This is a genomic window from Chitinophaga sp. (genome assembly GCF_019236475.1).
Lineage (GTDB): Bacteria > Bacteroidota > Bacteroidia > Chitinophagales > Chitinophagaceae > Chitinophaga.
In genome coordinates, this window is record NZ_JAFAIX010000004.1 from 204,131 (window position 1) to 225,128 (window position 20,998).

The window sequence follows — 20,998 nt, forward strand, 5'->3', positions numbered from 1 at the left end:
TAGCATATATTCGTGTCCGTATCCTAACATGAAAAAAAGCGTGAAGATGGATTTTACAAAGTTTAAGATCATTCCGAATTATAACACCAACAGCACGGATTTATTTCTTTCTTCTACAGCGGCTATTGCACAACTGGAGCAGGCATTCCAAATAAACGTAGATCAGGATTATAAAGATTATGTAACCCGCTATGGATGCGGTATTTTAGGTGGCACCTATGTACGGGTGTATTTGCCAGAAACTATACAGGCATTGCAATCGGAATGGAAGGAGCGTATTACACAATATTGGTTTTGGGAAGAGGGGGCAGCCGTCCTTACCAAAGAGCAGGCATTAGCGTCAGTGATAATGGGCGATACCTTTGATGGAGATGAAATTATCCTGTATAATCAGCAATATTATATCCTTCCTCGTCATGAAGAAATGATTTATCATACTGGTAATACTTTAGGAGGAACTATTGAATGGCTTTGTACTGCTGGCATCCTTACAGAAGCTTTTGTAGAGCGGGATTTCGAGCCGTTTAATCCTGAAGAATATCTAAAATAATACTAAGAAGGATGGTTGCTAAAGTAGCCATCCTTCTTGGATTTGCTACTGCAATGTGCGATTAATCACCAATAACGTATTGTTCTTTTCTGTTTTGCCCACTCTCGGATAACAGATAACCGCATATCCATACGCAGTGGTTTTATTGAGTCCGGAGAGAATCGTGTCTCCATAAGGTAATGGAATAAGCTCCCCGGTAATTAAATTTTTATATCCCTGATTACCTTTACTGTAATAGATTTCCAACAGTTTATCTTCTCGGGTAATTATCCAGCCGTTTCCTGCGCCCGTGTTGAACCGCGTAACATAAGTATCCGCATTGATGGCTACAGGCGTCCAGGTGTTGTATAAATCATCTTGTAGGTCGAATACTTGATTGCGTGAATGTTGGCCATCAGGGGTCAGGGTAATGATTTCCAGCATGCCTTTACTGTTGGTGAGCAGATAGGACGTTTGTGTGGGCGAGAGGAATAATATCTCTCGCACATAATTATTTTCCGCTGCGATGCTTCTACTGAAGGAAATATTTCCTTTGGCGTCTATCTGCCGATGGAGCCATGTTTTGCCCTCTCTTGCTAGCAAATGCATTTGCCCAGCGTGAATGAACACCTTGTTTTGCGCCGGAGCTGGAATTTTAATATTTGTTTTTTTGTAGACTTGGTTATTTCGAAAAGTAACCGCCATCATTTTATCCGGCTTGTTAGGCGTAAAAGCATCTTTATCGTAAAAGATGGCAGCCTCTGGAACCGTTCCTATGAAATGGCCTGTAAACGGCCTGTTTCCTTTTGGCAGCGGTACTTCCTCCCGATGGAATAAGGGTACACTGATTTCCATTTCCTTATCTGGATGATAGGGAATGATGGAAACAAATGGATTACCTTCTGGATTGTAAAAGAGTGTTGGTAAAATGCCGTCGGGTTCTTGCCAGACGCCATCAACAGTACCATCCGGATGGGTACGTATATACGTGAGTTTATAGGGAGAAAATTGATAAACGTAGGTGGCACAAATCGTCTCTCCGTTGATGCACACATTCCCATGATGAGTGACCTCTCCTGTTGACTGCAATTGCGTAATGGTAGCGGTTTTTGTGCGGGTTATTTCAATTTGAAATGGCTGTACGGGTAAGACATTTTCCATGGTTATGCAACAATGATTTTTGTTCTCTTTACATTAAAGATATCATTTTCAGGATGTTTCCAAAAATGTTCTAATCCAATAGTCTGGAAGGTACTCAATTCAACATGATACATAGGATATAGCGCTGAAATATGGATGGGGTACGGCATGCCAATGTCCAACTGGCTGTACTCCGCACGCTCCAGGATGGCGGGTGCAAAAATATAGAATGCATCCATATCGGAATCCGGGCTTATTTTCTCTCCAAACCGAATGGTTTCACCGTATGTAAACGGACATTTACCTCTAAGTTTATTAGCCACAAATCCTAATGCATGTGCCCATTCCATTTGTTCGGACTCCACTGTAATACAAAGTTCCGGGTGGCCGTACTTCCAGGATGGATGCGCTGCCAGGGAGAGGCCGTAGGTAAAAGCAGTAATAAAGCCCTTTTCAGGAATATCCTTGTATACGATGGTGGTAACGCCAGGCAATCCGGGGATCAGGCTCTCATTTTTATAGAAAAGCGGTTCCTGTCCGAAAATTTGATCCAGGTGTTGAATGTATCTTTCTGCGGGTGTAGCTGCGGTATTCATAAGATGGTGACTGATAGCGTGAAGGTAGGAAAATTACGCGGGGCATGTATGGAATTCTACCGTATTACGCTATAATTCCTCACTTGATAGGTTCATGAGAAAAAGTTCGTGTATAGTACCAACATGACCCAACCTTTCGTCGAAAGAGCCCGTTTATTTTAATACGTTGGTCGTGTTTGCCAATGAAAGCTAGCCCCCATTGGTGAGCCATTGTTGATGTATAAATCTGACCCTATGTACTTCGTGAAGATGGGAAGATATGCTTGTATGGCTATTCTTCTACCAATGATGATATTCCTGTTCTGTCAATGTGGTAAAGACCATGTTGTTTCTCCCGGTGGTGGGTCTAACCAGGATAGGCCGCCATTGCCCGATCCAGGCCAATATTTGGTCACGTATATCAGTGTGAATAATATAGGTAAAGATAGCATGGTATATAACGATAAGAAGCAGGTAGCGCGAAAATGGGAGTTTGTCCCATTCTACAGGCGCTTTATGAATTATGTAGATTATACTTATGATGCCGAGGGATATGTATCTACCGCTGTTTATTACAATTACATTGGCGGGTATACGGTGCTGACCCGCAGAGATACTATCGAGTGGGTTCCCGGTAAAGTGAACATTTATTCCACGCTGTATAGTGGCCAGACGGGCGCTGTATCAGGAAAGGACACCTGGCGTTATAAACTTGATAATAATTATCAACTGACCATTGAAGGATCGAAAGATACGTTTCCGAGTTTCAATGAAGGAAGAATGGTACATTATATTGCATCCAACAGGGAAAAGGAAGATATTATTTGGCATAAATACGTGTTGTATGTAGAATCTAACCACTTGCCCGATGTGGCTAATTCACGGGAGTATACGATGCAATATGGTATTGAACTCAATCCGCTCTATCCGATGATCGCTGGAAATCCTTTGTTAGCACGAGCTATATTGAGTGATGTTTTTCCCGATCCAATGGATAAGACATATCCCTGGCTCTTATCCAAGCATTATGTGACGGGCATGCAATATATAGAAGATGACAAGCCAGTGATGACTTCTACGGTAAGTTATACCTTAATGAACAATACGCGGGTAGCAACAAAACAAGTATTTCCAGGCATACAACTTGAATTAAATTATAGGTATATTAAGATGCGTTAAGTGAATATTAAGCGCGAAAATATCATTAGGAATTGAACAGATCCATTCAAAGGATCGTAGTAGCTTTGGGGATACCAGCTATTGACTGGCTTCCTGTTATGAAAAATATCTTCGCAAAAAATTTACTGCGCAGTTGCTGCGTGGCCATTCTACTGCCTTTAGCCAGTCATGCCCAGCAATGGGTATCACTGGATGCTAAAGGGAAATTACAGTATGATTATTCCTCCCGTGGGGATCGTATCCTTGATTTCTCCTACGCCGGTTATAAAGGCGGGGGAGTATCCATCCCTAATATTCCTGCTACCATCACCCTGCAACCGGTTCCTGGGGATAATGCCGCAGGGATACAGGCCGCTATTGATAAGGTGTCGGCCTTGCCATTGAAAAACGGTTTCCGAGGTATGGTGCTGCTATCTCCTGGTAATTATGAATGTCAACAAACCATCCAGATACAAGCCAGTGGCGTAGTATTGGCAGGTAGTGGCAGTGGAGAGAATGGGACTATCCTGCAATTAAGCGGTGCGCCACATATGGGCGTCGTGATAAAAGGAAAACCCGTGTATTCTAAATCCGGCGCCCGTGAAACGGTGACAGATACCTATGTGCCTGCCGGCGCAATGCAATTGCAAGTAGGCAATGGTAAAAGTTTTAAATTGGGAGACACGGTTCGTATAACCAAACCCGTTACTCCCCAATGGGTGAAATTCATGGGCATGGACGACCTGGTAAGGGACGGCAAACCCCAAACCTGGATCAATGGGGAACTGACCACCGACAGGATCATCACCACCATTAAAGGCAATACCCTCCAATTTGATGTACCCTTGACAGACAACTACGATGCTGCCTATACGTCGCCAGAAGGCACCGTGGTAGAGAAAATCAGCACCACAGGGGAATTGACTAATTGCGGCATCATGAACTTTCGCATGGTATCCCCCTCTCAAACAGGTACGATCAATGATCGCCACCATCAGGCGTTTTTTATAGGTGGTATCACCGATGCATGGGCATCTAATATCCAGATCTTTAATACCATCAATAGTATCACCATCACTGGTCGTAGAATTACCCTCGATAGCATCTCCATCTTCCACGACGATGTAACCATTGGCGCTGCCAAACCAGCAGATATCAGCACCAACGGCCCACAGCAATTAGTAAAGAATTGTTATATCAAAGGAGCGAACGTCTTCTATATCGCTACGGGTGCTAAAGTAACCGGGCCTATCGTGATCATGGATTGTGTATTTGAAGGCGGTGGCTGGATACAGCCACATCAACGTTGGGCAACGGGATTATTGGTCGATAACTGCAAAGTGCCCGGCGGTGGAATCGATTTTATGAACAGGGGAGAAATGGGCTCCGGCCATGGTTGGGCCATCGGATGGGCAGTAGCCTGGAATAGCAGCGCTACATCATTCTTAAATCAACAACCGCCCGGTGCTATGAACTGGATGATAGGTTGTAGCGGTGCACAACGCCAGGAGGCCCGCCCTTTTGATAAATCGCCCTTATTGCCATCTGGGATTTATGTATCACAGGATCATCCCGTGCAGCCTCAGAGCTTATATAAGCAGCAATTACAAGAACGATTGGGAAAAAGATAAAACAAAAATCTCCTGTATGTCGCGCCTACCCACTGGGCAGGCGCGACATAAAAGAAGAGAGGCGTGACGTCACGCCTCTCTTCTTTTATAGAAAATTTCTTCTTTTATAATGCAAGTAACAGTGGTAATAATTCCGCCTGGAAACTTTTCCCTTTATCATCATTGTACCATTGTTGCAGCGCAATTTTCTGCTGCTCAAAATCTACATTGTCTTTCTTCAACTGATTGTACAATTTTTGAGATTCCACTGGTCTGGGCCCCCATACTGCTAGGTCTTTGCCTGTGGCATCGCGGAGGATGAGCTTCGGAATAGATTTCGTGCCATTGGTGAGGTATTGGTCTATCAGGTTAGGAGCACTATCCCTCAACTGATAATCCGTTGTAATCAAAGGATTTAAATTGGCAATCATTTGAATGAAGGGGATGATATGCGCTGCATCTCCACACCAAGGCTCTGTGATAATAATCCATTGTTGTGGCGCTTGAATCGCTTTCACGGCCGTTTTGATCTCTTCACTGAGTACGCCCACTTTGAGCCAGCGTTGGTGCCTGGACCAGTTTAATTTCGTGTAGTTATAGTAATTCGGATTGTCGTATGGTGCTGCAGGATTGGGATCGTGCAGGATGTCAAAGAATTCGTGCTCGTAAGATTTGATGTCCATGTTCCGCTGTTTTATTTTAAAAATTCTTGCCACCTATTTTTTAATCCAATCATATATAAAGATCGGCCGTCTTTTCTAGGGGCAATTTGTATGTGTTCTAACTGTTGATATTCCGTATTTCGTAATGCCTCTTTAATATGTATTTTCCTCGTTTCAGGATGTATACCGATGAGGTTTTTATCCCATAGGGCATGGATATCGAGGCGTAGTAATAAACCATTGATAGAATGATTAAAGCCTCGAACTGCATGGGGCTCTATATGGCAAGCATGTAATGCCGCTTTCACATTGCATTTGGTGATACAGCACTGCCCGCCATATATGCTTAAGAGTTTGTCCTTGAATTTGTTTTGACCTGCTCTGGACCTACGGTTGGAAGGGGTGGTGCCTTCATCATTTTGCGCTTCTGTCAGCGTTGGTGTGGAGGGCACTAGCTCTTCATCGAATAAAATATGTTCCGCATGCTCATCCCAGTCGAGATAAGGTAATAACCAAACGATGGCTGCTAATGTTGTTAATGGCACCTGAAATCCTGCTTCCCGAATTGGTATATGCAACCCCGTATTTAAGTACTGGATAAATTCCGCAAAGAGTCTTTTATGCAGTAGGATAGGAGTAGCGTCGGTAGATTGCAGCTCCACGGCCGTATTGGATATTGCCGTTATCCAATATTCTTTTTCCGTAAACGGGCAAAAAAGGCTTTCCTGTTGTTGTTGCGCATCTTGGGCATTGTGCATCAGGAGCTGCCAAGCGGTGGCAGTATGAATGCGGATAGCTGGTCGGAGATGATTAATAGGATTGGCAATGCTCCAGGTGATTTGTATAGGTGAAACATCCACGTAGGTTTTGGCTTGAATAATACCTATGTATTTAAATGCATCTCTGTCGTGTTCCCGCGTAAAAAGATGTACAGGGCATTCATGTTCCAGCATCTCCCGAATCAAGGGTTGATCTTTATGGGAATTTGTTTTGCCATACCATACTAAATCTTCGTTTTCCCAATGGTTGTCATAATCATGTCCGGATCTACCAGGAACGCCAATATTGACAAACAAATAGATATTATGCTCATATTTCGTATAGCCGGTGTTCCAAGACCCTTTTTGTTTTGCGGAAGGTACTTGGAGCAAGCGATAGATATCAGCTTTCGTATAAAGTTGTTGGGTGATAAACGCTGGAGTCATTATAATTGAATTAATCGACAATCAAATGGTGCATTTCTCAATGTTGCAAATGTACCACTGTTTTGGTTATACTGATATAACATAAATCATAACGATCGACTATCGTCCCCGAAATTATCCTGATTATTCACCAAAACCTTCCATTTTTATATGGGGGCTGAGGCGGACCTTTGCGGGTAAATAAAGTCATATGGATTATAAAGCAATATCACCGGAAGCAATAGGCTATTTGTATAAGGCGCATCAGCAGTTTAGAAAGAATATAGGAGAGGAGCGTTTATTGGTATTGGCAGAGTTACGGGTATCGCAGTTAAATGGTTGTGCATTTTGTTGTGGGTACCATGCTGCGGAAATGCGACAGTTAGGCGTTTCCCAGGAGTTGTTGGATGAATTACCAGGATGGAAATTATCCGGACGATTTACCGCAAAAGAAAAGTTGGTATTGCAATGGGCGGAAGAAGTAACGGCAATAGGGACAGCGTCTCCTGCTACCTTGCAGCAACTGGAGCAATACTTTAGTCAGCAGGAAGTAGTTGATATTACAGCGGGGATCGCCTTGATGAATGCCTTAAACCGCATTCGTATTACCCTGGGAGATCATTGATCTATCACTGAAGTAATCCACCAGGTATTGCCATAGGGGTCTTGAACACCGCCAGATCGGCCATAGGACTGGTCGGCAATGGGCATGATCGCTTTGCAGCCATAGTCCACCGCAGTCTGAAAGGTTTTATCTGCATCTTCTACATAAATAAAAAGGCCGGCTGGTTGATATCCCCAGTCGGTATTTCCTCCTCCGAACATGATGGTACAATCCCCAATTTGGATTTCTCCATGTTTGAAAACGTCTTGCTCGAAGACGCGCATTTTTTCAGTAGCACCGAACACTTTGCGGGTGAAATCAAAAAATCCTTCTGCATGTTTAAGTATAAGGTATGGCATCACGCGTTGATACCCTTCTGGTAATTTCATAAAATAGGTTTTTTTGAAGATACTGAAAAAATACAGCATTGCCATCATGGTACAGCACTATAAAGCAACAGCCCAGGATGAATGCATCCTGGGCTGTTGCTTTATGATAGATTGACCAATTGCTAAAGTATGGTGAGATCTTTGGCTTTATAGGCCTGTAGTTCTTTACTGTCTGCCGGCAGTTCCGTGATGAGATAATGAATATCGGAGAGGTCTGCGATTTTCATTTTCATGGACGAGTTCAATTTCTCAGAAATTGCAAGAATTGCAACTTTGTCTGCGGCTTTTATCATCGCTTTTTTCACCTGGATGGTTTCCCAGTCGGCGTCCGTGAGGCCATTTACTGGATCAATGGCATTGGTACCGATGATACAGAGGTCAGCTTTGATATTGGAGAGGTATTCAAATACTTCACCACTGACGGTCATTTGGCTGTAGGCCGATATCTGTCCGCCGATGACGATCGTCTTTATCATAGGCTTATCCAGCAGTTCCACGGCGGAAAGTACATTCACCGTAATGAAAGTGGCTTTGAGGGTAGTGGGTATCTTTTTGATAAATTCCCGGATGGTAGTACCGCCCCCGATCAGCACGATCATATCATCCCGCAATAATTGCAAGGTTTTATCGGCGATCACCCCTTTATTTTGCTGGGCATAGGTTTCTGACTCATGGCCGTAATGGTAGGCGATAGACATAGCGCCGCCTTTGATTTTCACTACTTCTCCATCCTCCGCCAGTTCATTCACATCCCGGCGGATGGTATCTTCTGATACATTAATCAGGTGGACCAGTTCCGTATAAGTTATGCGGGTATGGATGTTCACCTGTTGAATAATAAGCTGCTTCCTGGCTTTTTTTGTCAGGGTTACAGGAGGCAACTGGTCCTGGGTATTTGCACTATCCATGGCTTGATTTCGGCTATTCAAATTTTAGATGAAAGTATTATTGCCCTCCCAGTTTGGGGGTATAAGATTTAGATCTAATATAATACTTACCACAAAAATAATTCTTACAGAATGATTTTTTGCATTTTTATTAAGATAAATAATTTTCCTGCAATAATTGAAATTAATTTAATTATTAAGTATCAATTATTTAACAATAAATACTGATTGGTTAGATAATTTTATGCGATTATATTGCAGGAATATTTGCAAATAATTTGCAGTTTTCCCCAGAATGACTATTTTTAGTCCTGTATTTCCGCATTATTTGAAAAGCATTATCAACCAAACCACGAAAATGAAAAATGTCATAAACCTGGCAAGTTTTCCGAAACTATTCTTATCCTTAGTCTGTCTCCTATGCACGCTGGCCAGCTTCTCGCAATCAAAACCAGCCCAAATCAATGGTACCGTAGCTGGGCCCGACGGACAAAAAATCATTGGCGCTAATGTGACCCTCCTCAATGCCAAAGGAGTAGGCGCTACCACCGACATGGAAGGAAAATTTACTTTTAAAATTCCTGCAAATTATCCTGCAGCCAATATTACCTTATTGGTAACGTTCATCGGTTATGATAAAAAGGAAATAACAGTACCAGCCGGACAATCATCCATCGATGTGCAATTGGAACTCTCCTCCAAAGCACTCAATGAACTAGTGGTCACCGCACTCGGTATCAAAAAAGAGAAAAAAGCAACGGCATACGCGATCACGGAAGTGAAAGGCAGCGACTTCACCAAAGCCCGCGCTGCAAACCTCGGCGATGCCCTCGCCGGTAAAGTAGCTGGCGTCAACGCTTCATCTCTCTCCGGCGGCCCAGGCGCTTCTAGTCGCGTGATCATCCGCGGTACAGGCTCCCTTGCCGGCGACAACCAACCGCTCTACGTAATCAATGGTATGCCTATCGATAATACTACACAAGGCGCTCCTGCCTCCGGTAACGGCGCGATCGGTCTTAACCAGGACCGTGGCGATGGTATCGGCGGTATCAACCCAGATGATATTGAATCGGTAACCGTTCTGAAAGGCGGCCCCGCAGCAGCCCTCTACGGTTCTCGTGCAGCCAACGGCGTTATCCTCATCACTACTAAAAAAGGAGTGAAACAAAAAGGAATTGGGGTCGACTATAACGGCACTTTCACCATGGAAACACCCTCTGTAAAACCAGATTGGCAATATGAATACGGCTCCGGTATCAACGGTAATAAACCCACTACCCAACAAGAAGCGATCAGCGCTGGCCGCCTTTCCTGGGGCCCTAAAATGGACGGAACCCCCGTTGTGCAGTTCGATGGCATAGCCAGACCTTATTCTCCACAAAAGAATAATATCAAAAACTTCTATAACACCGGTACTACCTTTACCAACAGTGTTGGGTTCTCCGGCGGAAATGAGAATGCTACCTACCGCGCTTCCCTCTCCGATATGAATAACCGCGGCCTCGTTCCTAACCAGCATCTCAACAAAAAAATATTTACCCTCGGCGCAAATGCTAACCTGAGCAAAAAAGTAAGCATGGAAGGCTTTGCCCAATACAACGTGGAAAAATCTGAAAACAGAACAGGCGTTTCCGATGCGCCAGGTAACGTGAACTGGGGTACCTATATGCTGGCAAATACTGTCGATATCCGTAACCTCCATCCTGGCTACGATGCCAACGGTAACGAGATTAAATGGAACCCTTCTGAATTCGCTACCAACCCGTATTTCGGACTGAACAAATTCCAAAACCACGATAACCGCAACCGCTTTATCGGTAACATCGGTATCAAATATAATATCCTGGATAATTTCTTCGTTCGCGGCCGCGTAACGCACGACTATACCGCTACTAGCTATGTAGGTATCGTGCCTTCGGGTACTGCGTATATGCCTGACGGTTATTACCAAGGCATCAATACTACTATTGCGGAAACCAACGCGGAACTGACCTTTAACTACCAGGGTAAATTGAGTCGCGATCTGCAACTCACCGCTATGGCGGGTGGTAACAAGCGCAAAAACAGCACAGATATCACTACCCTGGCTGGTAAAGGCTTCTTCCAACCTGGATTCTACGATCCATCTAACGTACTGAGTCTCCTCCCAGCAGTGTCTAATCAACACCTGGCTACCAACTCTGTTTTTGGTTCGATAGACCTCAGCTTTAAAGATCTCTTGTTCATTACTGCTACTGGTCGTAATGATTGGTTCTCTACATTGTCTCCAAAAAACAACAGCATTTTCTATCCATCTGTGGGCGCTAGCTTCCTCTTATCTGAAGCGGTTTCCATGCCAGCATGGGTGAATTTTGCGAAAGTGAGAACCTCTTGGGCACAAGTAGGCGGTGGTGCTCCATTGCCTTATGCGCTGAACCAGACCTATAGCATGGTACCTGGCGGCGGTCACCTCAATCAGCCGCTGCAAACGCCTACGCAAACCGGCAACGGTACCACTTCTGGTCAGTTGATGGCGCCTAATCCTAACCTGAAACCATATACGTCTACTACTGCGGAAATTGGTGTGGAAGGTCGCTTCCTCAACAATCGCCTGGGTATTGACCTGACTTACTACAGCCGCAAAACGACCAATGATATCATGCAAGTAGCGGTATCTCCAGGCTCCGGCTATAACTCTGCTTACCTCAACGTAGGCCAGATGAGCAACAAAGGGGTGGAACTCATGATCAACGGTACGCCTTACAAAGGAAAATCCTTCAGTTGGGATGTAAGCTACAATATGGCGTATAACCGTAACCGTGTGGAATCTCTCAACGGCCTGGACAACCTCACACTGGATGCGAGCGTAAACAACTATGCTTTCCTGTATGCGGAAGTAGGCAAACCTTACAGTATCATCATGGGTAACCGCGTAAAACATGATGCACAAGGCAACACGATCTACGACAAATCCACTGGCTATGAAAAAACAGAAATGGCGGAACTGGGTACCGGTATCTCCCCACTCACCATGGGTATTACGAACAGCTTCCACTACAAACGTTTTGATCTGAGCGTATTGGTAGATGGTAAGTTCGGTGGACACGTATACTCTGCTACAAACCTGTATGCTACCCGCTTCGGTCTTTCTAAAATTACCCTGCCGGGTAGAACAGACGGCCTGACCGTAACTGGCGTGGATACCGATGGTAAACCGTTTACCAAAACATTTACCTATGCGAATGGTATTCAACAGTACTACGATAACTTCAAGAATATCTCTGAGAAATTTGTATACGATGCCAGCTTCATAAAATTGCGCCAGGTGGTGTTGACTTACAACATTCCTACACAGTTGCTGTCATTCGCTAAAGTACAGGGAGCCAGCGTTTCTTTCGTGGCAAGGAACCTGTTCATTCTCTATAAAAACACGCCTAATATCGACCCTGAATCTACTTTCAGCAATGCCAGTGCGCAGGGCTTTGAAATGTTCGGTGTACCTCCTACCAGGAGCTACGGTCTTAACCTGAATGTTAAATTCTAGTCATCTTAAAAAATTACTCGCATGCAACTTTTTGCTAAGTATAAATACATCTTCCTGTTGGGTACTGCTATGGGCCTCGCTTCCTGTGATAAAGGATTCGACGACCTGAACAAGAACCCTAACGCTTCTACCACTCCTAATGTGAATTACCTCTTTTCCCAAAGCTTGCTGAAAGGAAACTTGGTATACGACAGGGCTTATTATTACACCTCTTACCTACACTGCGGTACCTATGTGCAACACTTCAGTGTGGCCAAGGAAATTGGTGGTTCCGGATGTGGTGATAAATATGCGGTGAACGATCAATACCAAGGGTTTTACTACCGTTACGTATATCCGAATTCTATTCTCACCGTGCAAGATATTATCAATGCCTGCAAGGACCCTAAAGTAGCGGCTACTTCTGTCAATAAACTCGCTGCTGCACGTATCTGGAAAGTGCTGCTGATGCAGCGTATTACGGATCTCTACGGCGATGTGCCGTATTCAGATGCGTCCAAAGCAAGGGAGGGTAACTTCCTGCCTAAATACGATGCACAGGCGGATATCTACGTGGATATGCTGAAAGAACTGGATGCGGCGATCAATGCTTTTGATCCTGCCCAGCCTACCTTTGGCTCGGCTGATTTCTTCTTCAATGGAGATGTCAACAAATGGAAAAAATTCGGTTATTCCCTGATGTTGCGTGTGGCGATGCGTTGTACCAAAGTTTCAGATGGTAAAATTGTGGTGAAAGACTGGGTACAGAAGGCGGTGAACGGCGGCGTGATTCTGAATGCAACGGATAATGCGGTGATTAACTATGCTGCTGGTCCGCAAACCTATAACCAAAATCCAGTGGCGCTGGAGCTGATCGGACAAGACTATACCACTGCTTCTAAAGGTGCGAACAATATCGAGTGGAGCAAGTTCAGCAAAACGTTCATCGATTATCTGCAAACTAACAATGATCCCCGTTTGCCGGTATTGTCTGTCGTTTGGACCAGTGGCGCACCTGATACCACCGCTGCTAACCAAAAGGGAATGGCGAATGGTACAGATTCTAAGCCAAAAGACTTCGTTACTTTCTCTGAGCCTAATCCAAATACCATTTTGAAATACGCGGCTCCTTTGTTAATATTAACAAATGCTGAAACGAACCTCCTGATGAGTGAAGCAGTTGCTCGCGGCTGGATCAGCGGCGATGCGGCGCAATATTACAGGAATGGCGTAACGGCTGCCATGCGTAACCTAGCGTTGTTTGGCGCTGGCGGCGTGATCCCTCAGAATAGTATCGATGCATACCTGACGGCGCATCCTTTCAATGCGGCGGGTACTTTCGATCAACAAATGCAACAAATTCACAGCCAATTCTGGGTGGCCATGCTGCTGGATGAACAAGAAGCATATGCCAACTGGCGTCGTACAGGATATCCTGCACTTACGCCTGTTAACTATCCTAGCAATGCTACCAACGGCACTATTCCACGTCGCCTGCCATACTCTGCTGCGGAACAGTTGATCAATGCGGTGAACTACAAGGCTGCTGTTACCCGCCAAGGTCCAGATCTTTTAACAACCAGAATGTGGTGGGATAAATAAAAATGAAGAAACTAATTATAAGCTTTTTACTGGCCGGTATGGGATTCCATGCCGGCGCCCAAAGGAATCAGGCCGGTACACCGGGCCTGATTCCTTTGCCTGTACAAATTGAGTGGAGAGCAGACTCTTTCCTCCTGGATAAGCACACGGCCCTTATTGCGGATGCGGCACTCGCTGATCTGTTAAATACCAGTATCAAAGAGGAGTTGGGATATACATTGCCCTCCACCGGCAATAAACGCATCGTCTTCACCGTGGATACGCTGGCTGCACTCCCTCCAGAAGGCTATCGCCTCCACATCGACCAAAACGGCGTACAACTCACTGCGTACAGTACTGACGGTATTGTACACGGTATGGCTACGCTACAACAGTTGTGGCATAAAGGAAATGGTAACTTTCTGGTATTGAAAGGCGCTGATATTACGGACTATCCCCGTTTCGCTTATAGGGGTATGCACCTGGATGTAGGCCGACACTTCTTTTCGGTGGAGTACCTCAAAAAACTCATCGATCAACTAGCACTATACAAGATCAATAATTTCCACTGGCACCTGACAGACGATCAGGGCTGGCGAATAGAGATAAAGAAATATCCTAAACTCCAATCTATCTCAGCTTGGCGTGACCAAACCATGATCGGCCACAAAAAAGAACTACCGCATCGGTTCGATGGCAAGCCATATGGAGGCTTCTATACGCAGGAACAAGTGAAAGAAGTGGTAGCCTATGCGGCAGCCCGACATATCAACGTCATTCCTGAAATAGAAATGCCTGGTCACGCGCTGGCTGCGCTCGCGGCTTATCCGGAACTAGGTTGCACGAAAGGACCCTATAAAACAGCGCAGTTCTGGGGCGTATTTGATGATGTATTTTGCGCTGGAAACGATAGTACGTTCACTTTCCTGCAAGACGTATTGGATGAAGTGATCGCGCTCTTCCCATCTTCGTATATCCATTTGGGTGGGGATGAATGCCCGAAAGTGCGCTGGCAGGAATGCCCTGCTTGTCAGCAACGCATGCGATCCATGCACCTGAAAAATGAAAATGAACTACAAAGCTATTTTGTAAAACGTATCAGTCAATATATCCAATCTAAAGGTCGGAAGGTGATTGGTTGGGATGAAATCCTGGAAGGTGGCCTTGCACCAGGTGCTACAGTGATGAGCTGGAGAGGAGTGGAGGGCGCTATTGAAGCGGCCAAACAGCAGCAGTACGTGATTATGACACCAGAAGACGAACTGTATTTTGATCACTACCAATCACTCTACCCAGCGGAACCAGTGGCCGCTGGCGGATATACGCCTTTAAGTGAAGTCTATAATTACGATCCTTTACATGCGGCTGGAGATACAGCCCTGCTGCCATATATCCGCGGTATACAGGGGCAGATGTGGAGCGAATACCTGCCTACTACTGCGCAAGCGGATTACATGATTTTCCCACGCTTGCTAGCATTGGCAGAAAGGGCATGGTCGCCGCAAACTACGCGCGATTACCCCCATTTCTTGCAACGTTTACAACAACAATTGCCATTGCTACAAAAACATCAGATTACCCCCAGCAATGTCTATAATGAAATTACTTACCAGCAAGAGCACCTGGAGCATGGCGCGATGACTATCTCCTTGCATACTGATGCCACTAACGCTGTGATGCGCTATACTGTGGATGGTTCAGCACCCGGACCTAACAGTAACGTATATACTGACCCAATCCGCATCTCCCGAAATACTACTCTCAGAGCTGCTATCTTCAACGGACCAACTAAAAAGTACCGAGAATTTCAGCAGTCATTCCTGGTTAATAAGGCTACGGGCGCGGATATCCGGCTGAAAGAATCCCCTAATACCAAGTATAACGGTGACGCCAGTACGCTGGTAAATGGTATCACCGGTACTCATCGCTTTAATGATGGACAGTGGCTAGGTTTCAGCAAACGCGACCTGGATGCGGTGATCGATTTGGGTACGGCACAATCGCTGAAAATGGTGGCCACAAATGTGCTGAATTACCACTGGCAACGCATGTGGGCGCCCGCTATCCTGGAGTTTCAGTATTCCTTGGATGGCGTTCATTTCTTGCCGCTGGCAAAAACAAAAACTTTTATCATCAATGGTATCAATCCTGTGCGGATACAGGTGAAGCCTGTCAAAGCGCGCTATGTAAGGGTGATAGCTAAAAACGCTGGTGTGATTCCCGCTAAGGAATATGGCGCTGGCGGCAATAGTATGCTTTTGTTAGACGAAATTATTATTAACTGAGTTCAGCGCCTATGTCGTTCTTGATTGTTGCCGGCTGTTTGTTGGTATTGATTTTACTGGTGACCTGGGGAAAAATGAATGCGTTCATTTCCTTCCTCCTAGTGTCCATATTGGCGGGTATTTTGTTAGGAATCCCGGCAGATAAAATTCCTGCGAGTTTGCAGAAAGGGATAGGGGATACCATCGGTGGACTGCTATCTATCATTATGCTAGGCGCTATGCTGGGTAAGCTGGTGGCTGAAAGCGGGGCAGCGCAACAAATCGCTAACTCGCTGATGAAGCTTTTCGGTACCCGTTATATCCAATGGGCTTTGCTGGTGGCTGGTTTTATCATTGGCATCCCACTGTATTACGGTGTTGGCTTCGTATTGATGGTACCACTGATTTTCTCTGTGGTATACCAGTATAAACTACCAGCGGTATATATTGGCTTGCCTACATTGGCGGCACTTTCTATCACGCATGGTTTCCTGCCGCCGCATCCTTCGCCGGCTGCGCTGGTAACGCAGTTTCATGCGGATATGGGACTTACTTTGCTGTATGGCATGGTAGTGGCCATTCCTGCGCTGATCCTGGCAGGTCCAATATTTTCCAGGTTCCTGGTGAAAATGCCGTCTGCTCCCAATGCTTTATTTCAACAGGAAGCAGTTAGGGAGACACGATTGCCTGGACGCTTCAATAGCTTCATCACGGCATTGTTGCCAGTACTCTTGTTGGTATTTACCACTGCGCTAAATCATCTCTCCGGTAAAAACGCGTGGCTGGTATTTGCGGGCGATGCGCCCATCGTTATGCTGTTCTGTATTGTGGTGGCCACTTTCACACTAGGCATCTGCCAAGGCCGCACCATGAAGGAAGTGACCCGTTTCTATGGCGAAGCAGTCAACGATGTGGCCATGATTGTACTAATCATTGCAGGATCAGGCGCTTTGAAACAAGTGTTGTCCGACAGTGGCGTGAGCGCACAGATTGCCGCTGCGATGCAAAACTGGCATATCCCTGTATTGATATTGGGCTGGCTAACGGCAGCGATTATACGTGCTTGTATAGGATCGGCTACCATAGCAGGACTGACCGCTGCGAGCATGATAGAGCCCCTCATGGTACAAGCGCATGCCAATCCTAACCTGATGGTACTATCCGTTGGGGCAGGCAGCTTAATGTTCTCTCATGTGAACGATGCCGGCTTCTGGATGTTTAAAGAATATTTCAATATGAGTATTAAAAATACCTTGCTCTCTTGGTCGGTGATGGAAACGATTGTGGGTGTGGCCGGATTATTGGGAGTACTCTTGCTAAATGCATTTATCTAAGCGTATTAACTAAAACAACATAAAAGCTAAAAGTGAATTCTATGGAAAACAATCATGCAGAAGAGCGGTTCGCAGCACTGGGATTGAGTTTACCTCCGGCGCCAGCACCGCTGGGCGTATATAAGCCCTGCCTGGTAGATGGAAAATACCTGTACCTCTCTGGCCATGGCCCTGTACAGGATGATAAATCCCTGATCATCGGTCGTATCGGTGCGGCCCTGGATATGGAGCAAGGAAAGCTGGCAGCAAGACAAGTAGGTTTAACCATGTTGTCTACCATCAAAACGCATATTGGTAGTTTGGACAAAGTGAAACGCGTCATCAAGGTATTGGGTATGGTGAACTGTACACCTGATTTCGAGCGTCATCCATATATCATTAATGGTTGCAGCGAACTGTTTGCCGCCGTTTGGGGCGAAGAAAACGGTATCGGTGTAAGAAGTGCAGTGGGATTCGGTTCCCTGCCGGATAATATCCCGGTGGAAATTGAAGCACTGTTTGAATTATACTAGCTGTTTGATGATTTGTTTACCTTGATATGCTGCCTGGAAATTATCTTTATGGTGCATTTCCTCACGGGAAGGCGTATATCAGGGTAAACAGATATCAAAATAATATACGATGCAACTGCCGTATGGTGACAAAGCCCCTAGGGTAACAGGTTTCGGGGAGTTCTTACTACGCTTGCACAGTAGTAGTGGCACGCGCTTTCAACAAGCAACGAATTATATTCCCTACTATGCTGGCGCAGAAGCCAATGTATGCGTACTGCTGGCCAAATTGGGAATGCAGGCGGATTACGTCAGCCGGATTCCTGAAAATGAATTGGCCAAAACAGGCGTACAACAGTTGCGCGCTCACGGCGTCAATACGGAACATTTGACCTGGGGAGGTGAAAGACTCGGTCTTTATTTTACAGAAGCTGGCAATCAAATCAGACCAACGACTGTCATATACGACCGGCATGCATCTAGCTTTGCTACCACTGCTCCGGGAGATTTCAACTGGCAGCACATCTTGCAGCAAAGTACTTGCTTTCATTGGTCTGGAGTGGCCGCAGCGGTCTCTGAAAGTGCCGCGGCTGTTTGTCGCGAAGCTTTAGAAACCGCTGCCAGCAAAGGACTTCGTGTCTCCTCAGATTTTAATTATCGCTCCCGACTATGGCAATATGGTAAACATCCTGCGGAAGTAATGCCCGATTTACTTCGTTTCAGCCACATTGCTGTGGCCGACCTGGATGCTGCCAATACCTATTACGGTATTACGACAGATTCCAATGCCTCGTTTGAAACACAGTTCCAGCAATGCTTTGAAGCCTTGAAGGAACATATGCCCCGGCTGGAAGCACTCGGTATGACCTTCCGTCACCAACACCAAAATCAGTTGTATTATACCGGCGCACTCGCCTATAACAATGCATTTTATTTCTCCCGTAGCTACCATCTGCATAACATCACAGATCAAATAGGTACGGGAGATGCTTTTACAGCAGGACTACTATACGGTTTGCTGCAAAAGTTGCCACCACAACAGGTAGTAGATTTTGCCACCGCTTGCGGTGTCATCAAACAGAGTATTCCCGGCGATTGGGCATTAGTAAACCGGGAGGAAGTAGCATTGCTGATGCAGCAAGGTCCTTCCGGAAGAATTTCACGTTAATAACACGTCATAACTATGTTTACGATAGACGCACACCTCGACCTCAGCATGAATGCGTTGGAATGGAATCGCGACCTGCAACAGCCGGTACATGCCATCCGTCAGCGAGAGGAAGGGCTGAATGATAAACCAGATAGGACAAAAGGGGTAGTGGCATTGCCCGAATTGCGTAAAGGAAATATAGGATTGGTGGTAGCTACCCAGATTGGTCGTTTTGTGGCGGCCGACAATCCGCTTCCTGGCTGGCATTCGCCGCATCAAGCATGGGCGCAGACGCAAGGCCAACTGGCCTGGTATAAGGCCATGGAAGATGCCGGAGAGATGCGCATGATCAAAGACCTCGCAGGCCTGGAAGCGCATCTGCAACTATGGAACGATGGTACCCCAACCGATACTAAACCTATCGGCTATATCCTGAGCCTGGAAGGAGCTGATTCTATTATTGATTTGTCATACTTGGAAAAGGCCTGGGAAAACGGATTGAGAGCGGTAGGTCCTGCACACTACGGCCCCGGCAGATATGCCAATGGTACGGATGCAACCGGCCATTTGAATGATATAGGGAGACAACTGATACGCCGCATGGAGGAGCTCAACATCATATTGGATGCAACGCACCTTTGTGATGATGCCTTCTGGGATGCAATGGAGATCTATAATGGCCCGGTATGGGCTAGTCATAATAACTGTCGCGCCCTAGTGGATCATAACCGTCAGTTCAGCGATGATATGATTCGTACCCTCATCCAAAAAGATGCGGTCATTGGCGGCGCACTGGATGCCTGGATGATGGTGCCTAATTGGGTGCGTGGTGAGTCCACGCCTGAGTCGATGGACTGTAATCTCGCTAAAATGATCGATCACATCGATCATATATGCCAGTTGGCCGGCAACAGTTTGCATGTAGGTATCGGTACAGATCTGGATGGCGCATTCGGTAAAGAACAATGTCCATACGATCTTGAAACCATCGCGGATCTGCAAAAATTACCTGCTATGTTTGCAGCTCGCGGATATGCTGCTGCTGATATTGAAAACATCATGCATGGCAATTGGCTGCGTTTACTTCGCAAAGCCTGGAAATAGATAATAAGACAAGTGAACAGCATATAAAGCTTGCACACACTGCTGTGCAGGCTTTTTTATTAACGAAAGTTTATCACTCCAAACAGCCCCTGCGAGCAACCTTCGAGTAACCGTAATTGTTATCATTTATTGTAAATACGTACATCGGCTGACCTTGCCCATTTTAGCAGGTGTATAATAAGTTTCTGTGTTATAATGGGATATTCATTCACCCTAAATTTCAGTCATATGAACCTATTGAAAAAAGGATTGTTACTGATGATGCTTAGCGGTGGTATCACTATGGCCGCATACGCTCAGGATGAAGGAACTGACGTAGTACTCAAAGCGGAACGTATCAAGAAAGAACAACTTCCGCCAGAGGTATTGGAAGCCTTCCAAAAACAGTTTCCAACAGCCAACCTCCGCGATGTGATGAAAATACCAATGGATTTATATCGGAAAGACTTCCTCATTGACGAATCTAATCCTCTCGGTAATGACCAGTATTACACAATGACCATGACTGGTACCAAAATGGATGTGGAAGCAGTGTATGATAAAGACGGCAATCTCATCCGCGCCAATGAAATCGCCAAGGATGTAGAATTGCCCACTAATATAACTACCTATATTGTTAACACCTATCCATCGTATACCATAAAAAAGGATAAGGTGAAAAGAGTGATTGAACCTAACAAAACGAAAGTGATCTGGGAAGTGACGATCGTTCAGTCTAAAGGAGTAGAAAAACGCCTGCTGTTTGACAAAGACGGCAACTTTATGAAGGCGAGATAATGCAGTCAAACCATGATCGTTTTGTTTTACCCTTACGGCTATACGTAAATGTTTATA

At 45.5% G+C, this 20,998-nt stretch carries 18 protein-coding genes; 12 read left to right on the forward strand and 6 right to left on the reverse strand.

Going from position 1 to position 20,998, the window contains the following annotated elements:
* Positions 1 to 46 precede the first annotated feature (46 nt).
* A complete protein-coding gene (locus tag JO154_RS04945) occupies positions 47 to 550 on the forward strand; it encodes a hypothetical protein (protein ID WP_291942469.1) in 504 nt (167 codons plus the stop codon).
* Between the two features lie 45 nt (positions 551 to 595).
* On the opposite strand, the gene JO154_RS04950 is transcribed toward JO154_RS04945, so the two are convergent.
* Positions 596 to 1,690 carry a hypothetical protein gene (locus JO154_RS04950; RefSeq protein ID WP_291942470.1) on the reverse strand — a complete coding sequence of 365 codons (1,095 nt, stop codon included), beginning with the start codon at positions 1,688 to 1,690 and terminating at the stop codon, positions 596 to 598.
* Between the two features lie 2 nt (positions 1,691 to 1,692).
* Positions 1,693 to 2,265, reverse strand: a complete 573-nt coding sequence (locus tag JO154_RS04955; RefSeq protein WP_291942471.1) for a suppressor of fused domain protein — start codon at positions 2,263 to 2,265, stop codon at positions 1,693 to 1,695.
* A gap of 234 nt (positions 2,266 to 2,499) precedes the next feature.
* Here JO154_RS04955 and JO154_RS04960 point away from each other — a divergent pair, with 234 nt between their 5' ends.
* Together JO154_RS04960 and JO154_RS04965 are read left to right on the forward strand one after the other, a co-directional pair.
* Positions 2,500 to 3,423, forward strand: a complete 924-nt coding sequence (locus JO154_RS04960) for a hypothetical protein (protein ID WP_291942473.1) — start codon at positions 2,500 to 2,502, stop codon at positions 3,421 to 3,423.
* Positions 3,424 to 3,455: 32 nt separating this feature from the next.
* Positions 3,456 to 5,033, forward strand: coding sequence for a hypothetical protein (locus JO154_RS04965; RefSeq protein ID WP_291942474.1), 1,578 nt, complete (start codon positions 3,456 to 3,458; stop codon positions 5,031 to 5,033).
* Positions 5,034 to 5,137: 104 nt separating this feature from the next.
* On the opposite strand, the gene JO154_RS04970 is transcribed toward JO154_RS04965, so the two are convergent.
* A complete protein-coding gene (locus tag JO154_RS04970) occupies positions 5,138 to 5,695 on the reverse strand; it encodes a thioredoxin family protein (RefSeq protein WP_291942476.1) in 558 nt (185 codons plus the stop codon).
* An 11-nt stretch (positions 5,696 to 5,706) separates the two neighbouring features.
* A complete protein-coding gene (locus JO154_RS04975) occupies positions 5,707 to 6,879 on the reverse strand; it encodes a DUF3427 domain-containing protein (protein ID WP_291942478.1) in 1,173 nt (390 codons plus the stop codon).
* Positions 6,880 to 7,069: 190 nt separating this feature from the next.
* On the opposite strand from JO154_RS04975, the gene JO154_RS04980 reads away from it, so the two are divergent.
* Entirely contained in the window at positions 7,070 to 7,483 is a 414-nt protein-coding gene (locus tag JO154_RS04980; protein ID WP_291942480.1) for a carboxymuconolactone decarboxylase family protein, read from the forward strand.
* On the opposite strand, the gene JO154_RS04985 is transcribed toward JO154_RS04980, so the two are convergent.
* Positions 7,477 to 7,851 (reverse strand): VOC family protein, encoded by a 375-nt coding sequence (locus tag JO154_RS04985; protein ID WP_291942481.1) that lies wholly within the window; start codon positions 7,849 to 7,851, stop codon positions 7,477 to 7,479. The genes JO154_RS04980 and JO154_RS04985 overlap by 7 nt on opposite strands.
* 122 nt (positions 7,852 to 7,973) lie before the next feature.
* On the reverse strand, positions 7,974 to 8,759 hold the full coding sequence (locus JO154_RS04990; protein ID WP_291942482.1) for a DeoR/GlpR family DNA-binding transcription regulator: 786 nt from the start codon (positions 8,757 to 8,759) through the stop codon (positions 7,974 to 7,976).
* Positions 8,760 to 9,096: 337 nt separating this feature from the next.
* Here JO154_RS04990 and JO154_RS04995 point away from each other — a divergent pair, with 337 nt between their 5' ends.
* The 8 genes from JO154_RS04995 to JO154_RS05030 all read left to right on the forward strand — a co-directional run bounded on the left by JO154_RS04995 (position 9,097) and on the right by JO154_RS05030 (position 20,941).
* Complete coding sequence (locus JO154_RS04995) at positions 9,097 to 12,261, forward strand: SusC/RagA family TonB-linked outer membrane protein (RefSeq protein WP_291942484.1); 3,165 nt, start codon at positions 9,097 to 9,099, stop codon at positions 12,259 to 12,261.
* Positions 12,262 to 12,282: 21 nt separating this feature from the next.
* On the forward strand, positions 12,283 to 13,842 hold the full coding sequence (locus tag JO154_RS05000) for a SusD/RagB family nutrient-binding outer membrane lipoprotein (protein WP_291942485.1): 1,560 nt from the start codon (positions 12,283 to 12,285) through the stop codon (positions 13,840 to 13,842).
* Between the two features lie 2 nt (positions 13,843 to 13,844).
* Positions 13,845 to 16,106, forward strand: a complete 2,262-nt coding sequence (locus tag JO154_RS05005; protein WP_291942487.1) for a family 20 glycosylhydrolase — start codon at positions 13,845 to 13,847, stop codon at positions 16,104 to 16,106.
* Between the two features lie 11 nt (positions 16,107 to 16,117).
* Positions 16,118 to 17,419 carry a gluconate:H+ symporter gene (locus JO154_RS05010; RefSeq protein WP_291942488.1) on the forward strand — a complete coding sequence of 434 codons (1,302 nt, stop codon included), beginning with the start codon at positions 16,118 to 16,120 and terminating at the stop codon, positions 17,417 to 17,419.
* 41 nt (positions 17,420 to 17,460) lie between these two features.
* Complete coding sequence (locus JO154_RS05015; protein WP_111594437.1) at positions 17,461 to 17,931, forward strand: RidA family protein; 471 nt, start codon at positions 17,461 to 17,463, stop codon at positions 17,929 to 17,931.
* 109 nt (positions 17,932 to 18,040) lie between these two features.
* Positions 18,041 to 19,078, forward strand: a complete 1,038-nt coding sequence (locus tag JO154_RS05020; RefSeq protein WP_291942494.1) for a sugar kinase — start codon at positions 18,041 to 18,043, stop codon at positions 19,076 to 19,078.
* A 15-nt stretch (positions 19,079 to 19,093) separates the two neighbouring features.
* Positions 19,094 to 20,164, forward strand: a complete 1,071-nt coding sequence (locus JO154_RS05025) for a membrane dipeptidase (protein WP_291942496.1) — start codon at positions 19,094 to 19,096, stop codon at positions 20,162 to 20,164.
* Between the two features lie 228 nt (positions 20,165 to 20,392).
* Positions 20,393 to 20,941, forward strand: a complete 549-nt coding sequence (locus JO154_RS05030) for a PepSY-like domain-containing protein (protein ID WP_291942497.1) — start codon at positions 20,393 to 20,395, stop codon at positions 20,939 to 20,941.
* Positions 20,942 to 20,998: the final 57 nt, after the last annotated feature.

Coding starts and splice junctions, on each gene's coding strand:
- JO154_RS05015 (WP_111594437.1), top strand. CDS start 17,461: ATGGAAAACAATCATGCAGAAGAGCGGTTCGCAGCACTGGGATTGAGT.
- JO154_RS04995 (WP_291942484.1), top strand. CDS start 9,097: ATGAAAAATGTCATAAACCTGGCAAGTTTTCCGAAACTATTCTTATCC.
- JO154_RS04990 (WP_291942482.1), bottom strand. CDS start 8,759: ATGGATAGTGCAAATACCCAGGACCAGTTGCCTCCTGTAACCCTGACA.
- JO154_RS04960 (WP_291942473.1), top strand. CDS start 2,500: ATGTACTTCGTGAAGATGGGAAGATATGCTTGTATGGCTATTCTTCTA.
- JO154_RS04980 (WP_291942480.1), top strand. CDS start 7,070: ATGGATTATAAAGCAATATCACCGGAAGCAATAGGCTATTTGTATAAG.
- JO154_RS05000 (WP_291942485.1), top strand. CDS start 12,283: ATGCAACTTTTTGCTAAGTATAAATACATCTTCCTGTTGGGTACTGCT.
- JO154_RS05030 (WP_291942497.1), top strand. CDS start 20,393: ATGAACCTATTGAAAAAAGGATTGTTACTGATGATGCTTAGCGGTGGT.
- JO154_RS05025 (WP_291942496.1), top strand. CDS start 19,094: ATGTTTACGATAGACGCACACCTCGACCTCAGCATGAATGCGTTGGAA.
- JO154_RS05020 (WP_291942494.1), top strand. CDS start 18,041: ATGCAACTGCCGTATGGTGACAAAGCCCCTAGGGTAACAGGTTTCGGG.
- JO154_RS04985 (WP_291942481.1), bottom strand. CDS start 7,851: ATGAAATTACCAGAAGGGTATCAACGCGTGATGCCATACCTTATACTT.
- JO154_RS05005 (WP_291942487.1), top strand. CDS start 13,845: ATGAAGAAACTAATTATAAGCTTTTTACTGGCCGGTATGGGATTCCAT.
- JO154_RS04945 (WP_291942469.1), top strand. CDS start 47: ATGGATTTTACAAAGTTTAAGATCATTCCGAATTATAACACCAACAGC.
- JO154_RS04975 (WP_291942478.1), bottom strand. CDS start 6,879: ATGACTCCAGCGTTTATCACCCAACAACTTTATACGAAAGCTGATATC.
- JO154_RS04950 (WP_291942470.1), bottom strand. CDS start 1,690: ATGGAAAATGTCTTACCCGTACAGCCATTTCAAATTGAAATAACCCGC.
- JO154_RS05010 (WP_291942488.1), top strand. CDS start 16,118: ATGTCGTTCTTGATTGTTGCCGGCTGTTTGTTGGTATTGATTTTACTG.
- JO154_RS04955 (WP_291942471.1), bottom strand. CDS start 2,265: ATGAATACCGCAGCTACACCCGCAGAAAGATACATTCAACACCTGGAT.
- JO154_RS04970 (WP_291942476.1), bottom strand. CDS start 5,695: ATGGACATCAAATCTTACGAGCACGAATTCTTTGACATCCTGCACGAT.